The organism is Spongiactinospora sp. 9N601, from assembly GCF_044326295.1.
GTDB classification, from domain to species: Bacteria; Actinomycetota; Actinomycetes; order Streptosporangiales; family Streptosporangiaceae; genus Spongiactinospora; species Spongiactinospora gelatinilytica.
Window position 1 is genome coordinate 18,454 of sequence record NZ_JBIRBB010000035.1, and the last position, 16,057, is coordinate 34,510.

Below are 16,057 nucleotides of genomic sequence, written 5' to 3' on the forward strand. Positions count from 1 at the left end.
GTTCCTTTCTTGGGGGGTTAGCCGCCGTAGTTGACGGTGAACTGCAGCGGGGTGGTGGCCAGGACCTGGCCGCTGGGGGTCTGGTACTCGACGCGGCCGGTGGCGATGGTGCCGTGCCGGGCCCAGGTGGACAGCTCGACGCGGCGGTCGATGGTCCACCGCACGGCCGGGTCGGTGACCGTGTAGGTGGCGGTGCGGCCGTCGGAGGTGATCTGCTTGAATCGGCCGTTGCCGCACAGCAGGTCGGTGATCTTGGTGTCGGTGGGGGCGGTGTAGGCCAGGCGGTGGCCGATCACACCGGCGAGCCGGCTGGAGCCGTCGCCTTGGGTGATGCGGATGCTGGTGGCCGGGTAGTGGGTGGTGGCCACCGGGATGTCGGGCTGGGTGAGGCGGATGCCGGTCTGGGCGGGGTTGGCCTGGGCGGGGCCGGCGTGGGCGGGCGGTGTCGCCGGGCCGATCAGGGTGGCGGTGGCGAGGCCGAGGATGAGCGCGGCGCGCGCGTTCGGCATGAAGGGGCTCCCGAGAGTGTGTGTCAGGGCGCGCAGAATTCGGCCGTGAGGAGCCGGTTGATGGCCTGGTCGGTGGCGCCGTCGTCGAGGGAGTGCATGGCGTTGGCGGCGACGGTGAGGCTGCGCCGGGCGTCGTGGAAGCTGTAGGTGGCGTAGCCGGGGATGTGGCCCTTGTGCCCCCACACCTGTCGGCCGCAGGGCAGGGTGAGCCGCATCAGGCCGAGCCCGTAGTCCAGTCCCGGTCCCGGTCCCGGGACGGTGCGTTTCATCTGCGTGACCAGGTGGGCGGGGAAGAGTTGGCCGTGGGCCAGCAGGATGAAGAAGCGGTTGAGGGCGGCGGCGGTGGACACGACGCCTCCGGCCGCCCAGGCGTTGGAGGAGTCGAAGCGGGTGATGTCCTCCAGCCGGCCCTGCTCGTCGGTGGTGTGGCCGTGCAGGTGCGGGCCGGGGATGGCGCGGCTGGTGGTGGGCAGGTAGGTGTCGTCCAGGCGTTGGGGGATGAAGATGCGCTCCAGCAGGGCGCGGGACAGGCTTTGGCCGGTGAGCTTTTCCGCGAGCAGACCGAGGGCGATGTAGCCGGTGTTGGAGTAGGCCCACGGGCCGCCCGGCGGGCCTGCGGGCAGGGCGGTGCCCCTGTCGATGAGCTGTTGCGGGGTGTAGGTGGTGGTGGCCAGGCGGCGGAAGCCCGCCGGGGTGCCGTCCCAGGTTCGGGCGTAGTCGCCCAGCCCGCTGGTGTGGTTGAGCAGCATCCGCACGGTGATGCGGTCGCCGCGGGGCAGCAGGCCCGGCAAGTGCCCGCCGATCGCGTCGTCCAGGCCCAGCTTGCCTTCGCCGGCGAGTTGGAGGATCAGGGCGGCGACGATGGTCTTGGTGACGCTGCCGATGCGCCAGCGGCCGTTCGCCGGGACCGGGGTGCCGTCCAGGTCGGCGGCGCCGCTGGTGCCCGTCCAGCGTCCGGCCTCGTCCCTGGCCTCGGCGACGGCGCCGGGCGCGCCGGAGGCGACGACGGCGTCCAGCGCCGCCTGTAGCGCGGCCCGGCTGGGCGCGGCGTATGCGGGGGTGGGCAACAGGGCGGGCGCGAGGAGTGGGAGAGCCAGCACCAGCGACAGCAGGGCGCGTGGTGGCATGTCGGGCTCCCTTCCGTGGAGTGAGGTCGACCGGCTCGGGCAGGAAAGCCCGGCCCCTGATGAGGCGTCAGGAACGGGGAGGTACGTCGCGGCGTTCAGCGGCGGGTGGTCACAGGTCGATGAGGGAATTGACGGTGAAGGTGACCGGGGCCGACGCCTCGGAGGAGCCGTTGTCGTCGACCTGGGTAGCGGTCAGGGTGATCTCGCCGTTGGTGAACGGCGGCGTCGGGGTGCACGACCATTGGCCGTCGGCGACCTCGGTGACGCACACCGGATCACCGCCTGCGTCACGAACGATGACGGTCGCGCCGTCCTGCCCGGTCCCCTCGATTTCCGGTGCGGTGCCGCGCAGCGAGCCACTCGGGGGGCGGGTGATGACCGGGGCCGGGGGGACGCCGGGCTCCACCTCGATCGAGAAGTTGCCCTGGTCGACCACGTCGCCCTGGTAGCTGTGGCGAACACGGCCGGTCTTGAGACCGGGAGCGGCGTCGGTATCAACGGTGACCCGTGCGTACTGGGTTGCCTTGAGCGCTGCGAAGTAAAAGCCGGCGGTACAGGTGGCGGTCCTGCGGTCGGCCGACAGGGTCGCGTTGGCATCGCCGTTGCCGAGGTTGCAGGTGACCCGGGCGAACGTGGTCTGCGATGGGGCGGTGAAGACCACCTGGCCCCCGATGTCGCGGAAGCCGTCCAGGCGGACGCTCACGGTCTGGCCGGGCTCGGCCTTGGGCGGGGGCGACTGCCCGTCGACGGCCAGCGCTGGATGCGCGGTAGCGGTCACCGCGATGGCGATCATGGCCAGGGCAGGCATCGCCCGTCTGGCGGAGCGGAGGATTGCGGGCATGGCGTGCCGCCCTTTCTCATGTGGCTGCCGAAGGAAGCTCGGGCACCGAGGCCCGGCACCGATGTGCCGGGCCATCGGTGGTACGTCGGTGGTGTGTCAGCGGTGTTCAGCGGCGGGTGGTCACAGGTCGATGAGGGAATTGACGGTGAAGGTGACCGGGGCCGACGCCTCGGAGGAGCCGTTGTCGTCGACCTGGGTGGCGGTCAGGGTGACCTCGCCGTTGGTGAACGGCGGCGTCGGGGTGCACGACCACTGGCCGTCGGCGACCTCGGTGACGCACACGGGCTGGTTGTTCTGGTCGCGGACGATGACGGTGGCGCCGTCCTGCCCGGTGCCGCCGATCTCCGGCTGGGTGCCGCGCAGCGAGCCGTTCGGCGGGCGGGTGATGACCGGGGCGGGTGGCACCGGGTCCTCCACCTGTACCTGGAAGGTGCCCTGGTCGCGGCTTTCGGCGCTGTTGCCGGCGGCGACCATGCGGATCTGGCCGGTCTTGAGCCCGCTGGTGGCGCCCGGGTCGATGCGCAGGCGGATCTGCTGGGTGGGCTGGACGCGCGGCTGGAACAGGAGCGGGGTGGGGCATTCGGCGCTGCGACGGCCGTTTGAGTAGGTCACCTGGTTGCTGCCGGTCTGGCCGGTGGTGGTGTTGCGCCAGTCGCAGGAGACGCTGACGAAGGTGGTCTGGGGCGGGGCGGTGTAGATGAGTTTGGAGCCTTGGATGTCCTTGACGCCCTCCACCCGGATGGTGACCGTCTCACCGGGGACGGCGGACGGCGGCGGGGACTGACCGGTGACGGCCAGCGCCGGAAGCGCCGTACCGGCAACGGCCAGGACAGCCGTGGCAAGGGTGAGCGCCACACGCCGGGCGCGCCGGGCGTGGGCGGTCAAGTGAAGGGTCGTGACGGGCTGCTTGGGGGGAAAGGGAATGCCGCCCCTCCTTTGTTCGGGGGAGTTCGTACCTAATGGCTCTCGGTTCGGGGGCGTAGTGCCGACCCGCTCACCAAGTCGTCACTAAAAGTAGTATGACCATGACTCTTGGTTATCTATCGTGCTAGTGAGAGGAGCCTGACTTCTGACGGGAATCGGGATTACCTGTCACAGACGCGAGCGGGAATCACGTCCCAGCTCGCCCCCCGGCCACCACCCGCACGCGTTGCGCCCGCGCGCTGGCCTGCCTGACCACCCTCACCGGCCCGCATTGGCCCGTCGCCGAGACGACCGCGCCATCCCCGCTGCCCGGCTGGAGGCGTTGTTCACCGAGACCGCCATCCGCTGCGTGAGCGAGTCCTGTGGGCGGCTCCTTTATGAGACGGCGGCCGGAGCCGAGGAGACTTGTCCCTCGACACCGAGGACCTCGACATCGAGTTCGCCGCGCCCGCGTGCGTTCCAAGGCGGAGCCATCGAGTACGTGTACTGGACCACCGGCACCGCCCGCCTCATACCCCGCCTGCTGAACAGTCGCACAGCCCCAGTGGTGACCATCGGCGAGTGGGAGAAGGCCGCCTCCAACGTTGGGCCGGGTTGTGCTTACGTCTGTCCGCGTCGGGCACTGTCGATATTTCCCCTTTCAATGGCCTGCTCTGGTGCGGGGGTATCCCAACGGCCTTCGTGATCGGGGTACGAACCCAGTGGCGCGGGGATATGAGGGCCTGTCATCGGGGCCCCTACCTGGCCGGATACGCGATGTTGTGGGTGGGCTTTCGGGCGCCGCCATATCGTTGACCGAGCGTGAGCATATGACTACTACCTGAAGCGTAAGAGCGGTGTCCCAGAGCGTCGCGGTCTCTGCCGTTCGGGGCACGCTGAGCGTTGCGCCCGCGTCATGATGAGGGCCCTGACGTGGGTGGGCGGTTTGAATGGGGATGGTCCGCGTGCCGACGTCTTTGGCGGCCGGTTGACGGCGAAGCGGCTCCAGCAAGCCATCCGTTTGGGGCCACGGGTATCAGTAACAGTTTTTCATCCTCGGGCGCTTGCGTAGTTCTGGAGTACCGCGATGGCCTTGCGCAGGTGATGGGCCTTGCTGCGGCTGCACCGGAGCTTGCGGAGGATGGCCCATTTCGTTCCACCGCAGTGAGCCGGGGTGCCTGGTGGCAACGGAACAGAATGCGCAGCTCTGATCCCCCGGGTGATCGGCGACGCAGAGCCGCAGCGCCCGGCTTCTTGGAGTGGGGGCGCCGGAGTGCGGCGGTGGTGGAGACGGTCTGTCACGCCCGCCTCCACCACCATAGACCGCACGGAGTGCAGGTCAGCCGGCGTCGCGCTCGATCTGTCCCCGTAGGTAGTCCGCACCGAGCTGGACCGACAACTCGGCGGCGATCACCTGGGAGAGTTCATCTGCGCATTTGGGTGCGTCCAGGGTCCGGATGCCGCCGAGCTGGCCCCAGCGGATGGCGGGGTCGTTGGGTGAGGGGCCGCGGTAGGGGCGCCAGCCCTCGTCGCGGCCGTCGATGACCAGGTTGACGAGGTCACCGCGGAAGGCGATCTGGGCGGTGTAGGAGCCGCCGCCGTCTTCGGCGTACAGGATGCCGAAGTATTGGGCATCGCCCTGGCCGATCCAGTCTCGCCGCTGGTGGCCGCACTCGCCCGGCTGAGCCACCGCCGTCGCGGTGGCGGTGGTGTGCGCGGTGGCGGCCGGGGCGGCCATCAGGCCGAGCGGGCCGAGGAGGGCGAGAAGTCCGGTCAGGGTGAAGGTGGCGGCGCGTGCGCTGAGGGAGGGCATGACAGAGTCCTTTCGATAGGGGATATGGGCGGGGGCTTTCGGCTCGGTTCGATGGTCCGCCGTGGCCGTGACCGGCCACGGCAGCCGCCAGGCGCGGGCAGGTCAGCCGGAGCGGAAACAGAACAACTGGTGCTGGAAGGGCTGGCTGCAGTGCCAGCCGAACCACCGGTAGCAGCCGTGGCCGGAGACCTTCAGGCAGAGCTGGTCGCCCTCGATGCTGATCGACAGTTCGGCCTTGGCTGCCTTGATGTCGGGCTTGAGCACGATGCTGCTGTGCTCGGGGCTGAGGGTCAGGGTGTTCTTCCACAGCCGCTTGCCCGCGACGGTGAGGTAGGCGGTGAGCGTGACGTCCCAGTCCTGCAGGCTGGTGAAGTCGAAGCTGGCCTCGACGCTGACGCCGATCGAGTCGATGATGTTGAACTTCCAGGGCCCCAGCCGCGCGCCCGGCTCGGCTGACTCGCCGATGGGGCCGGTGACCCGCTCGTCGGTGACGTGCGTTTCCAGGTGCTGCCGGATGCTGTCGATGTAGTGCTGCTTGATCTGCTCTGCGGTGACGTCCGGTTCGCCGGCCTGCTTGAGGCGGTTGGCCACCTTGGCCAGGCGAGCCCAGGTGGCGGCGGGCACGTCGTCGACGCCGTTGAGGTTCGGATCGGTGGTCATCACGAGACGGGTTCCTTTCCGTTCGATGGCGGGGTCGTGCGGTGTTTTCACCGGGCGAGGGGTGCGCCGGGAGATACGAAGGCGCGCCTGTGGACGCGCGGCGGGGCCCGAGCGGGCGCGGGCGGGCGCGGGCGGGCCGGTCCACTGCGAGGGCGGCGTGGTCGCGGTCACGGGCGGCCGTGGGGTGAAGGCGGCGCGGCGGCGCCGCTGTGGTGCCGTGGTACTGGGCTTCAGGTACAGCCGGCGAGTCTGAGGTCGTCGTCCAGCCGGTTCTTCAGGTCCTGTTCGCCGGGGATGACGTCGGCGTTGGGGAAGTCGGTGGCGATGGTGGAGCGGTTACCGCCGACGGTGACGATCATCCGCATGGCGAAGCGGGAGGGGGCGACGCCGCTGCCGGGCGGGTGAGTGACGCGGACCTCATAGCGGGCGACGGTCCCGGCGCGCAGGCAGGATTCGGCGCCGTGTTCGAACCGTTCGGCGATGCCGCGGTTGACGTGGGCCCGCTGGGGGACCAGGTTGAAGCGTTCGGAGACGCCGTTGAGGGTGTGGGCGATCAGGTGGCCGCCGTCGTAGCCGGAGCCGCCCATGTTTCCCCGATCGGCGATGCAACTGGTGTGCACGGAATCGCGGGCGATGAGGCCGAGGGCGGTGGCCACCTGGGGGCGGCCCTGGCCGGCGGTGGTGAAGCTCCAGGGGATCGGGTATCCGTGGGCGGTGTCGTAGGTCGCGTTGAGGTTGATCGTGGTGGTGCCGGGCCAGGTGGATGCCGGATGGCCCGGGGCGGCGGGCCGGGCCGAAGCGGATGCGGGCGGCGGGGGCAGGAGGGTCAGGAGCGCTGGCAGGGCGGTCAATGACGCGGCTGTGCGGCGTGGCCATGCGGGGGGAAGGGGCATGTGCGTCGTGGCCTTCCGGGGGGACGGAGGGTGCTTTCGTTGAAATCACACACCCAAGTTGACGTGACACACAGTATCCGTATAGGCACTATCTGTTATCTCCGGCGCGATGGCAGGCATCCACCGGGTTCTGCCGGCACCATTGCCCTGGCTGTGGGCCGGGACGTTGGCAGAGGCCTCGACAGTTCGGGCGTCGATCACACACGCCGCGCGCCAGGGCTCGTAGCCTGCGGGGGTGCGTACCGAGCGGCGCGGCAGGCCGGACAGCCGGTCGAAGACGCGTCTGTCTGCCAGCAGGCGAAGCAGCCGGAGGCGGAGGGAGAGACGGAGGGAGAGCTTCGCCGACCTCCGGAGCGAACCCGAGCGTCGTCTCGATGCTCTCCCTCGACCCAGCCCGTGGGCAGAACGTCAAGCTCGGCGGAGCAGCCGGACGGCCAGCAGACCGGCAAGCAGCACGCCGACGCCCGCCAGCCAAGGCCACGGTCCCCAGCCTGATGGCGCGGCCGGGACGGCGGTGGTGGCGGTGCCGCCCGCCAGGCCGTTGCGGTCGAAGTCGGAGCCGGGCAGCTTGTCGGCGTACCGGTCATGGACCAGGCGCTGATATTCGGCGACGGTGAGCCCCGGTTTGCCGGACGCCGCCGTGGCCCTTTCGTTCAGCGGCACGACCCGGTCACCGCGTACCGCGTACCACGCGCCGAGCTGCTGTTCGCGGAACACCGTGCCAGGTTGTGCGGCGTACTGCTGCTCCTGGTCGCCGCTCGCGATGGTGCCCAGCACCCAGGCGCCCTGCGGCGTACGGGTCATCCACATGGACGCCTTGAGCCCGCCGGGGGCGGTCGCGCGGACCGCGAGGAAGGAGAAGCGGGAGACCCGCGGGGATTCGCCGGTCACGAACGCGGTGTCGAGGTCGTTGACCGGCAGGACGGGACCGCTGATCTGGATGCCGGACCCGGCTTGCCCCGGCCGCTGGGTGTCGAAGAACGTCTGGACCGTCGGCTTGGCCGCTATGGCCGCCTTCAGCGCCGCCGCCAGGTCGGCGGGCGTGGGTTCATAGGCGGGGGGCGTCGCCCCGTGCGCCGCGGGAGCGGGCCAGAAGAGCAGGGCCAGGACCATTGCTGCGATGATTTTCACGGCGACCTCCTTCACGCGCCGATCCGGTAGAGAGAGTGGGTCCACTCCCATTCGGGGTTGTCGAGGTAGGCCCTGTAGGGCGTCAGGTTGACGTTGCCCGGGGGCTTGAGCGGATCGCTCCACCACACCTGCTCGCCGCGCGTGTCATAGCCGAAGATCACTTCCATGTGTCCGCCGCCGCTCTTCCACCCGATGCGGGTGATGATCGGGTGTTCCGCGTCGATGTCCTGGATGATCTCGTCGTAGTCGAGGGGTCTTTCCACGAGGTTTCCGGGGGAGATGCCGATCCGGCGGAAGGCCCGCTGGTCTTCTGCCAGGGTGGCCACCTCATCGGTGCAGTAGTCGTTGATGTCGGCATGGGCGCGGGCCATGTTGCAGAACTGGAGCTGGCTGTAGTCGTAGCCGTAGTAGGCGGCGATGGAGTTCCCGGAGGCGGCCCAGCACCAGTATTTTCCCTGCTGTTGCTGCTGGAAGAAGTTGAGCCGGTACCAGGTGTAGGCGTAGCCGGGGGCGGGGACGGCGAACCACGCGGCGATCGCCAGCACGGCCGCCACGGCGACACGGAACATGTGCGCTCCTTTGGTGGGGGATGATGGCCGGCGCTCCCGCCGGGCGCGGGCCGGGCCGGGGAGGTGCCGCCCACCGAGCGGGATCGCCGCATTTCCGGCGGTGATCGCGGGTGCGGACGCGCCGCCGGTCTTTTCCCCTTAACCGTACTGCTACGCACAGTTACTACAATTCAACATTGTGTAGCCGAGATGGGAGAGGTTCGTCCTCTGTCGGGCACGGGTATCGGGCGCGGGCAGGCCCGGGCCAAGGGCGGCGCGCATCCGTTCCATCTCCTCCCGGCCTGTGCGCGCGGCCCGGATCCGCCCCGCAAACCCCCGAGCCCGGACGCCGCCGAACCGAGAAGACCACACCGGGCCCTGCGGTAGAACCGAGCGTTCCGGCGTTCACCCTTCACTCTGGCGGTGGGTGAGTGAGCACAGCCCCGCGCCGCTATTGAGATGAAGTCCTAACGATCCAGAGGACGTCTTGAGGGCGTACTCACATGGGTCAAGAGGTCATGTGTTTCCGGGGCGGATTCCACACCGAGGGCAGGCCGGGCAGGTGGGCGGCCAGGGTGTGGATGGTTGGGCCGAACCAGGCTTCGGCGTCGGGGGCGGGGATGTGCGTCGGTTCGTCGATGCCGGGTGCGGTCAGTTCGCGGCGTCGGCGTAGCCGGGTGGCGGCCAGGGCGACGGCCATGCCCGCGGCGAAGGAGATCGCCATCATGCCGCCGCCGGGCAGGGTGACCGCGTCGGGAGAGGGGGCCGCTACGGGTTTCTGCTTTGGGGCGGGCTCGGTAGTCGTTTCCGGTGCGAGGCGCCTACAGCCAGGGAACGGCGTCCTGTCCCCGAGGGGCAGCAGGATAGCCCTGGCTGTGGCCTCCCTAGATGCGGCCGTCAGGTCGTCTTGCAGCTATCCCGACCACTGCCCCCGCCCCGCGGCGGAACCGGACGCCAAGGCCGAACAGCGGGAGCGTGACTCGGAGCGGTGGTAGGGGCGTGGTGTGTCGAGACTGTAGCCTTGCGGCCATGACCACCGCCCCGGCACCGTCTCCCGCTGATGCCCTGGAGCTGCTGCTGGCCGGCAACCGGCGCTTCGTCGCCGGTGCGCCGCAGCACCCCAACCAGGACGCCGCGCGCCGCGCTGAGACCGCGCCGGGTCAGCGCCCGTTCGCCGTGGTGTTCGGCTGCTCCGACTCCCGCCTCGCCGCGGAGATCATCTTCGACCAGGGGCTGGGCGATCTGTTCGTGGTCCGCACCGCCGGGCACGTGGCGGGGCCGGAGGTGCTGGGCAGCATCGAGTACGCCGTCAGCGTGCTGAACTGCCCGCTGGTCGTGGTGCTCGGCCACGACTCCTGCGGCGCGGTCGCCGCGGCCCGCGCCGCCGTGGCCGACGGCGTCGGCACCACCGGTTACGTGCGCGACGTCATCGAGCGGGTCACCTCCAGCGTCCTGGCCGCCCAGGCCGCCGGGCTCACCGCAGACGACGACATCATCGCCGAGCACATCCGGCACACCACCGACATCCTCACCGACCGCTCCCGGGTCCTGGCCGACCAGATCACCGCCGGACGCACCGCCGTGGCGGGCCTGTCCTACCGGCTGGCCGACGGCAGCGCCCGCCTGGTGACCACGCGCGGGCCGGTGGCGACGGCCGCGGTCCAGACCGGCACCTGAGACGGCACCAGACCGGTAATGCGAGCCTGGCGAGCACGGGCCCGACGTGGAGCGATATCCGATTTCTTCGATCTTGTGACTGGCGCGCACCTCGCTGACGTCCCCGCGTCACGGCCGAGACGCTCACGCGGTCGCGGGCGTTGATCGAATCCCGGGGCGGGGTGATCGTCGCCGAGTACTTCGACATCGACGAATCCCGCTGAATCCCGCTCGATCCCCTGGCAGCGTCGCCCCCGTGCCTCGGCGTTGCTGCGAGACCTGCGCAACCCGGAACGCGGCTTTGAGGCCGTGGTGATCGGGGAACCGCACCGGGCGTTCTACGGCAACCAATACGGACTGACCATGCCGATCTTTCAGCACTTCGGCGTGCCGCTGTGGGTGCCGGAGGTCGGCGGCCCGATCGATCCGGACAACGACGCACACGATCTGATCATGAGCGTCTTTTCGGGGATGAGCAAAGGCGAGCGCAACCGGATCAAGGTGCGCGTGCGTACTTCGATGTCGGCGCAAGCCAAGGTTGAAGGAAGGTACCTCGGCGGGCGGCCCCCGTACGGCTACCTGCTCGCTGATGCGGGGCCGCACCCCAACCCCGCCAAAGCGGCGAACGGCAAGCGGCTGCACCGCTACGAACTCGACCCGGTCGCCGCGCCGGTGGTCGCCCGGATCTTCGCCGATTACCTCGCCGGTCGCGGGCTGTTTTCGATCGCCGAACGGCTGACCGGTGACGACATCCCGTGTCCTTCGGCGCACGACCGGCGGCGTGACCGGCACCGCTCGGGGATCGCCTGGTCCAAGGGTGCGGTGCGGGGCATCCTCACCAATCCGAAGTACACCGGGTACCAGGTGTGGAACCGGCAACGTAAGGATGAAGTCCTGATCGACGTGGACGACGTCGGCCTGGGGCACATGAGCAAGCTCAAGTGGAACCCCAAGGACGCGTGGATCTGGTCGGATGCGCCGTCCCATCCGCCGATCGTCAGCCGTGAGTACTTCCAGACGGTACAAGAGGTGATGGCCGCGCGTGGCGACCGTCACACGGACCGGACCGTGAAGCGGACACGGCACCTGTACCAGTTCCGTAGCCTGATGCGCTGCGCGCTGTGTGACCGCAGGATGCAGGGCGAGTGGACCAATGATCAGCCCTACTACCGGTGCCGGTTCCCGCAGGAATACGCGCTGGCCAACCGGGTGACCCACCCCCGTAACGTCTACCTGCGTGAGATCGACATCGCGCCGAAGCTGGAGAAGTGGCTGGGGCGGCTGTTCACGCCGTGGAACATCGAACGCACCGTGGAACTCCTCGCCCAGCGTCACGAGACCCCGGCTGTTGCCGGTCCGGATACGGCGGCCCTGAAGCGGCAGATCGCGGAAGTGGACAAGAAACTCGGCCAGTATCGCGCGGCGCTGGACGCGGGGGCTGACGCGGTGCTGGTCGCGGGGTGGATGAAGGAGGAACAGACGCGTAAGGCGGGGCTTGGAACGGCGGCTGGCTCAGGCGTCGCCTGCTGCGGTGCGGGGCTTCGACCGGGGCGGCTTCACGGCGGCGCTGCGGAAGCTGGGGATATGGTGGCGTTGCTCGGGAAGGCTGACCCGGCCCGTAAGGCGAAGATCTATGCGGAGCTGGGGATCACGCTGACCTATGATCCCTCTCGCCGAGAAGTCGTGGTCTCGGCGGAACGAAACCACGACTCCATCGGGTATCGGTCTGTGTCCGAGGGGAGAGGCGAACCAATTGCACACCTATTCACGGTTACTCGCCGCCTCTTGCTGGGATTCAGGTGATGCCGATGTCTCCCAGTTTTTCGGCCGTGCGCCGTATCCAGTGTACGACCATCGCCAGCGTAGCCCTTTTGGCTGCTATCGCCGGGATGGTCTCGTTTCGCCATATGCGCGAGTTGTGCCTGCGTCATGGCGAAGACCAGTTGGCGGCGGTGCTCATCCCTCTTGCTGTCGATGGCACTATCGTGGTTGCGTCGATGTCCATCCTGCTGGCCAGCCGGTATGGGGCACGTGGCGGAGCGCTTGCCTGGGCGATGCCGGTCACTGGCAGCCTGGCCAGTCTTGGCGCCAACGTCGCTGTTGCGGAGCCCACCGTGGTCGGCCGGATCATCGCCGCTTGGCCGAGCGCAGCACTGATCGGGAGCTATGAGCTCTTGATGGCCTAGATTCGCCGCCTGTCCACGTATGTGGTGGATGACGGGCATTCTGTGGATGAAGTTGCCCTGGACGGTATGTGCAGCGCTTCTCCAAGCGCAGACGATGATGCGCCGCAGAGCGCCGAGCCATCCCACATGAGTGGGCGCCTTGTCAGTGATCTTCAGCGGATGGCGTGGGATTGGGCTACGGCGAATCGCCGCTCAGACGGGGCCCTGCCAACGGGGAAGGAAATCGCTGAGACCTTTTCTCGCAGCCCTCGATGGGGGCGGTGGATAAAGAGGGCCGGGCTCGCGGGGGAACTCGAATGAGAAATCGGTATGGCAAAGATCGCCATCTGGTTTCCGGCGCCCGTTGCATGATGGAATCCCTCCAGGGATGATCGGGAACGCACCACCCCCTCACCCCTCATCCGCATGGAGCGACGTTGCGATCCCTCCAGGGATGATCGGGAACAGGCGCGGCCGCGCATCCGCCGTACCCGCATAGTGTGTTGCGATCCCTCCAGGGATGATCGGGAACACCCGGGCGAGACGCCCGCGGCCGCCGCGCCGCGGGGTCACGTCCACGGAAGTGGTGTACGAGTTTGACCAGGTCACAAGCGTGGCGGCGAGGCATGAAAACGGCCATCGCGTGATCCTTCGAGTAGCAAAGATCAAATCGAAGGAGAACCAAGCGATGGCCGCGGACAACAGTGTGACGCCCCAGCAGTGGCTGGCACGGCAACTACAGACCGATGACCCCGACATGTTGCGATCCATGGTGAAGACCATGGCCGAGGCGTTGATGTCGGCCGACGCCGACGGCCTGTGCGGAGCCGCCTACGGCGAACGCAGCACCGAGCGGGTCAACTCCCGCAACGGCTACCGGGCCCGGGAGTGGGACACCCGCGCCGGCACAATCGACCTGGCGGTGCCCAAGCTACGGACCGGGTCCTACTATCCCGATTGGCTGCTGGAACGGCGTCGCCGTGCGGAGCAGGCGCTGATCAGCGTGGTGGCCACCAGCTACCTGCTGGGGGTATCGACCCGCCGGGTGGACAAGCTCATCGAGCAGCTCGGGATCAAGCACATCTCCAAAAGCCAGGTCTCGATCATGGCCAAGGCGCTGGACGAGCAGGTGGAGGCGTTCCGCACCCGCGCACTGGACGCCGGCCCCTACACCTTCCTCTGGCTGGATGCCCTGACCCAGAAGGTCCGCGAAGGCGGCCGGATCATCAACGTGCACGCGCTGATCGCCACCGGCGTCAACGGCAACGGCCACCGGGAGATCCTCGGGCTGGAGGTCACCTCCGCCGAGGACGGCGCGGGCTGGCTGGGGTTCCTGCGCGGGCTGGTCGCCCGCGTCCTGACCGGGGTGCAACTGGCGATCTCTGATGCCCACCCGGGGCTGGTGGACGCCATCGGCGCCGCCTTGCCGGGCGCGGTATGGCAGCGCTGCCGCACGCACTGGAGTCGTCAAGAAATAAGGCGTTGCTTCCTGATCTTGGAATCGTTGGTGTGGTATGGCCATCTCCAGCGAGATCCGCGATCAGCTCGCGCGGAAATTCGAAGTGCTGTTGCCGCACCTGAACGAGCGTCAGCGGCGACTGATGCTGGCACAGGAAGCGCGACTGCTCGGACACGGCGGAGTCCGAGCCGTGGCGGCGGTGGCCGGAGTCTCCGAGACCACGGTGCGAGCCGGGGTCTTCGAACTGGAAGCCGGTGAAGGACCGCTTCCTGACGGCCGCGCCCGCCGATCCGGCGGAGGCCGCAAACCTGCCGAGGACCTCGACGCCGGCCTGATACCGGCGCTGCTGGCGCTGGTGGAACCGGACGAGCGAGGCGATCCGACCTCGCCCCTGCGCTGGACGACCAAATCCCTGCGGAACCTGGCCGGGGAACTGGCGCATCAAGGGCATCGCGTCTCGCCACCAACGGTGGCCCGGCTGCTGCGCCGGCAAGGCTTCAGCCTGCAAGCCAACGCCAAAACCCTGGAAGGCGCACAGCACCCCGATCGCGATGCCCAATTCCGGTATCTCAACGAACAGGTCAAACAACACCAGGCGACAGCACAACCGGTGATCAGCATCGACGCCAAGAAGAAGGAGCAACTCGGGCGGTTACCCAACCCGGGACGCCAATGGCGGCCCAAAGGCGATCCGGTGCAAGTGGAAGACCACAGCTTCTACTTCATCGGCCCGGACATCGAAGTGGCGATTCCATTCGGCATCTACGACCTGACCCGGGATGCGGGCTGGGTGAACGTGGGCACAGACCACGACACCTCGGTGTTCGCGGTTGAATCGATCCGGCGCTGGTGGCGCTCGCGGGGACGCCTGGACCACCCGGCCGCCGACCGGCTGCTGATCACCGCTGATTGCGGCGGCTCCAATAGTTACCGCTACCGGCTCTGGAAGGCCGAACTCGCCGCGTTCGCCGCCGAGACCGGGCTGACGGTGACCGTCTGCCACTTCCCACCGGGCACCTCCAAATGGAACAAGATCGAGCACCGGTTGTTCTCCCACATCTCGCTCAACTGGCGGGGCAGACCGCTGACCAGCCACGAGGTCGTGGTGAACAGTATCGCGGCCACCCGCACCCGCACCGGTCTGCACGTCCACGCCGAGCTGGACACCGGCGCCTACCCGGTCGGCATCTCCATCAGCCGGCAGTACGTGCGCTCACTGCCGATCACACCGCATGACCACCACGGGGCCTGGAACTACACCCTCGCGCCCACCGGAGCAGGCGGCCCGGCCACCACCGGCCAGGACCGCGACCAAGCCCGCATCCGAGCCTTGGCGAGCCTGGCCGACCCTCATCTGACCGGCATGACCGCACAAGACCTGCACGCCCTGTGCGCCCGGCTGGGCCCCGCGCAAGCCGCCCAAGCCGAGCAGCGCAAGTTCCAGCAGCGTGGCCGACGCCGCCTCAAAGCCCCCGGAGCCCACGGCCGGCCTCTGCTCAGCGACGCCGACCGCATCCTGATCACCGTCATCTACCTGCGCCAGATCTGTCCGCAGAAGGTCCTGGCCGATCTGCTCGGCACCAACCCGGCCACCATCGGCCAGGCCATCAGGGATGCCCGGACTCTCATGGACGAGCTGAAGATCAGCTTTTCGCAGTCCTCCCACTACTTCTTGCGCGTTGAGGACCTGCGCGAGTGGTTCGATCACGGCGCCGATCCCACCCCGATGCCCATCGCTCCGGACTTGGCCCACCCCGAGCTGACCGGCATGTCCCGTGACGACTTCGGGGCCATGGCCGAGCGGATCACCGTGGCCTATCACGCCACTTTGGAGCGTCGCCGGCACCGGCAACGCGGTGGCGACCGGCATCCTGCGTCCCGACGCGGCGTCTTCCGGCAAAAGATCACCGATACCGACCGCATCCTGGCCACGGTGCTGGCTCAACGCCGACTCTGCAACCAGCAGACTCTGGCCGACCTGTTCGGGGTCAGCCGTGGCACCATCCGCAATGCCGTCGACGACGTCTTGCCCCTGCTCGCGCAAGGCGGCTACATCCCCACACCGGCTTCGCGTCGTTTCACCAACGTCGCCGAACTTCTGGCCTTCCTGCCAGCCCACGATGACGAATCGCCAATTTGATTCCTTACGACTCCACTACCTGCGTAATCTGCTCACCCGGGTGCCGAAGTCGGCTCAGCCGTGGGTGGCCACCCTGGTGCGGACCATCTTCGACCAGCCCACCGCCGAGCAGGTCCGCGCCCAGCACGCGTGGGTCATCGACGCGTTGAAGACGCGGTATCCGGCCGCGTGTGAGCATCTGGACGCCGCTCGTGAGGACCTGCTGGCGTTCG

Annotated in this window: 15 protein-coding genes and 1 pseudogene; 6 read left to right on the forward strand and 10 right to left on the reverse strand. The window is 68.6% G+C overall.

Annotated features, from left to right (window positions below; translation table 11 throughout):
* Positions 1-17: 17 nt before the first annotated feature.
* The 10 genes from ACH34R_RS42950 to ACH34R_RS42995 form a co-directional block, all read right to left on the reverse strand.
* Positions 18-509: a hypothetical protein gene (locus ACH34R_RS42950; protein ID WP_397567381.1), complete on the reverse strand. Its 492-nt coding sequence runs from the start codon at positions 507-509 to the stop codon at positions 18-20.
* 23 nt (positions 510-532) lie between these two features.
* Positions 533-1,636: a serine hydrolase domain-containing protein gene (locus tag ACH34R_RS42955; RefSeq protein ID WP_397567382.1), complete on the reverse strand. Its 1,104-nt coding sequence runs from the start codon at positions 1,634-1,636 to the stop codon at positions 533-535.
* A gap of 109 nt (positions 1,637-1,745) precedes the next feature.
* The gene (locus ACH34R_RS42960) at positions 1,746-2,477 is read right to left on the reverse strand and encodes an Ig-like domain-containing protein (RefSeq protein ID WP_397567383.1); all 732 of its coding nucleotides are present in this window, start codon (positions 2,475-2,477) and stop codon (positions 1,746-1,748) included.
* Between the two features lie 120 nt (positions 2,478-2,597).
* On the reverse strand, positions 2,598-3,362 hold the full coding sequence (locus ACH34R_RS42965; protein ID WP_397567384.1) for an Ig-like domain-containing protein: 765 nt from the start codon (positions 3,360-3,362) through the stop codon (positions 2,598-2,600).
* A 1,357-nt stretch (positions 3,363-4,719) separates the two neighbouring features.
* Complete coding sequence (locus tag ACH34R_RS42970; protein ID WP_397567385.1) at positions 4,720-5,193, reverse strand: hypothetical protein; 474 nt, start codon at positions 5,191-5,193, stop codon at positions 4,720-4,722.
* Between the two features lie 102 nt (positions 5,194-5,295).
* Positions 5,296-5,853 (reverse strand): hypothetical protein, encoded by a 558-nt coding sequence (locus ACH34R_RS42975; protein WP_397567386.1) that lies wholly within the window; start codon positions 5,851-5,853, stop codon positions 5,296-5,298.
* Positions 5,854-6,083: 230 nt separating this feature from the next.
* Entirely contained in the window at positions 6,084-6,704 is a 621-nt protein-coding gene (locus tag ACH34R_RS42980) for a DNA/RNA non-specific endonuclease (protein ID WP_397567387.1), read from the reverse strand.
* 450 nt (positions 6,705-7,154) lie between these two features.
* Positions 7,155-7,877, reverse strand: coding sequence for a hypothetical protein (locus ACH34R_RS42985; RefSeq protein ID WP_397567388.1), 723 nt, complete (start codon positions 7,875-7,877; stop codon positions 7,155-7,157).
* Positions 7,878-7,888: 11 nt separating this feature from the next.
* Positions 7,889-8,446: a papain-like cysteine protease family protein gene (locus tag ACH34R_RS42990; protein WP_397567389.1), complete on the reverse strand. Its 558-nt coding sequence runs from the start codon at positions 8,444-8,446 to the stop codon at positions 7,889-7,891.
* A gap of 487 nt (positions 8,447-8,933) precedes the next feature.
* Positions 8,934-9,152, reverse strand: a complete 219-nt coding sequence (locus ACH34R_RS42995; protein ID WP_397567390.1) for a hypothetical protein — start codon at positions 9,150-9,152, stop codon at positions 8,934-8,936.
* A 302-nt stretch (positions 9,153-9,454) separates the two neighbouring features.
* Between ACH34R_RS42995 and ACH34R_RS43000 the strand changes: the two genes are divergently transcribed.
* The 6 genes and pseudogenes from ACH34R_RS43000 to ACH34R_RS43025 form a co-directional block, all read left to right on the forward strand.
* Entirely contained in the window at positions 9,455-10,102 is a 648-nt protein-coding gene (locus tag ACH34R_RS43000; protein ID WP_397567391.1) for a carbonic anhydrase, read from the forward strand.
* Between the two features lie 246 nt (positions 10,103-10,348).
* The gene (locus ACH34R_RS43005) at positions 10,349-11,884 is read left to right on the forward strand and encodes a recombinase family protein (RefSeq protein WP_397567392.1); all 1,536 of its coding nucleotides are present in this window, start codon (positions 10,349-10,351) and stop codon (positions 11,882-11,884) included.
* A 5-nt stretch (positions 11,885-11,889) separates the two neighbouring features.
* The gene (locus ACH34R_RS43010) at positions 11,890-12,267 is read left to right on the forward strand and encodes a DUF2637 domain-containing protein (protein ID WP_397567393.1); all 378 of its coding nucleotides are present in this window, start codon (positions 11,890-11,892) and stop codon (positions 12,265-12,267) included.
* A gap of 667 nt (positions 12,268-12,934) precedes the next feature.
* A pseudogene (locus tag ACH34R_RS43015) lies at positions 12,935-13,711 on the forward strand (IS256 family transposase); the annotation flags it as partial.
* Positions 13,712-13,760: 49 nt separating this feature from the next.
* Positions 13,761-15,845, forward strand: a complete 2,085-nt coding sequence (locus tag ACH34R_RS43020; RefSeq protein WP_397567394.1) for an ISAzo13 family transposase — start codon at positions 13,761-13,763, stop codon at positions 15,843-15,845.
* Positions 15,826-16,057, forward strand: a 232-nt coding sequence (locus ACH34R_RS43025) for a transposase (RefSeq protein WP_397567395.1), incomplete at its 3' end; no start/stop codon positions are given. The genes ACH34R_RS43020 and ACH34R_RS43025, both read left to right, overlap by 20 nt.

Excerpts from the sequence above, each read along its gene's own strand:
- ACH34R_RS42950 (WP_397567381.1), bottom strand. The coding sequence starts at position 509 with ATGCCGAACGCGCGCGCCGCGCTCATCCTCGGCCTCGCCACCGCCACC.
- ACH34R_RS42955 (WP_397567382.1), bottom strand. The coding sequence starts at position 1,636 with ATGCCACCACGCGCCCTGCTGTCGCTGGTGCTGGCTCTCCCACTCCTC.
- ACH34R_RS42960 (WP_397567383.1), bottom strand. The coding sequence starts at position 2,477 with ATGCCCGCAATCCTCCGCTCCGCCAGACGGGCGATGCCTGCCCTGGCC.
- ACH34R_RS42970 (WP_397567385.1), bottom strand. The coding sequence starts at position 5,193 with ATGCCCTCCCTCAGCGCACGCGCCGCCACCTTCACCCTGACCGGACTT.
- ACH34R_RS42975 (WP_397567386.1), bottom strand. The coding sequence starts at position 5,853 with ATGACCACCGATCCGAACCTCAACGGCGTCGACGACGTGCCCGCCGCC.
- ACH34R_RS42990 (WP_397567389.1), bottom strand. The coding sequence starts at position 8,446 with ATGTTCCGTGTCGCCGTGGCGGCCGTGCTGGCGATCGCCGCGTGGTTC.
- ACH34R_RS42995 (WP_397567390.1), bottom strand. The coding sequence starts at position 9,152 with ATGATGGCGATCTCCTTCGCCGCGGGCATGGCCGTCGCCCTGGCCGCC.
- ACH34R_RS43000 (WP_397567391.1), top strand. The coding sequence starts at position 9,455 with ATGACCACCGCCCCGGCACCGTCTCCCGCTGATGCCCTGGAGCTGCTG.
- ACH34R_RS43010 (WP_397567393.1), top strand. The coding sequence starts at position 11,890 with ATGTCTCCCAGTTTTTCGGCCGTGCGCCGTATCCAGTGTACGACCATC.
- ACH34R_RS43020 (WP_397567394.1), top strand. The coding sequence starts at position 13,761 with ATGGCCATCTCCAGCGAGATCCGCGATCAGCTCGCGCGGAAATTCGAA.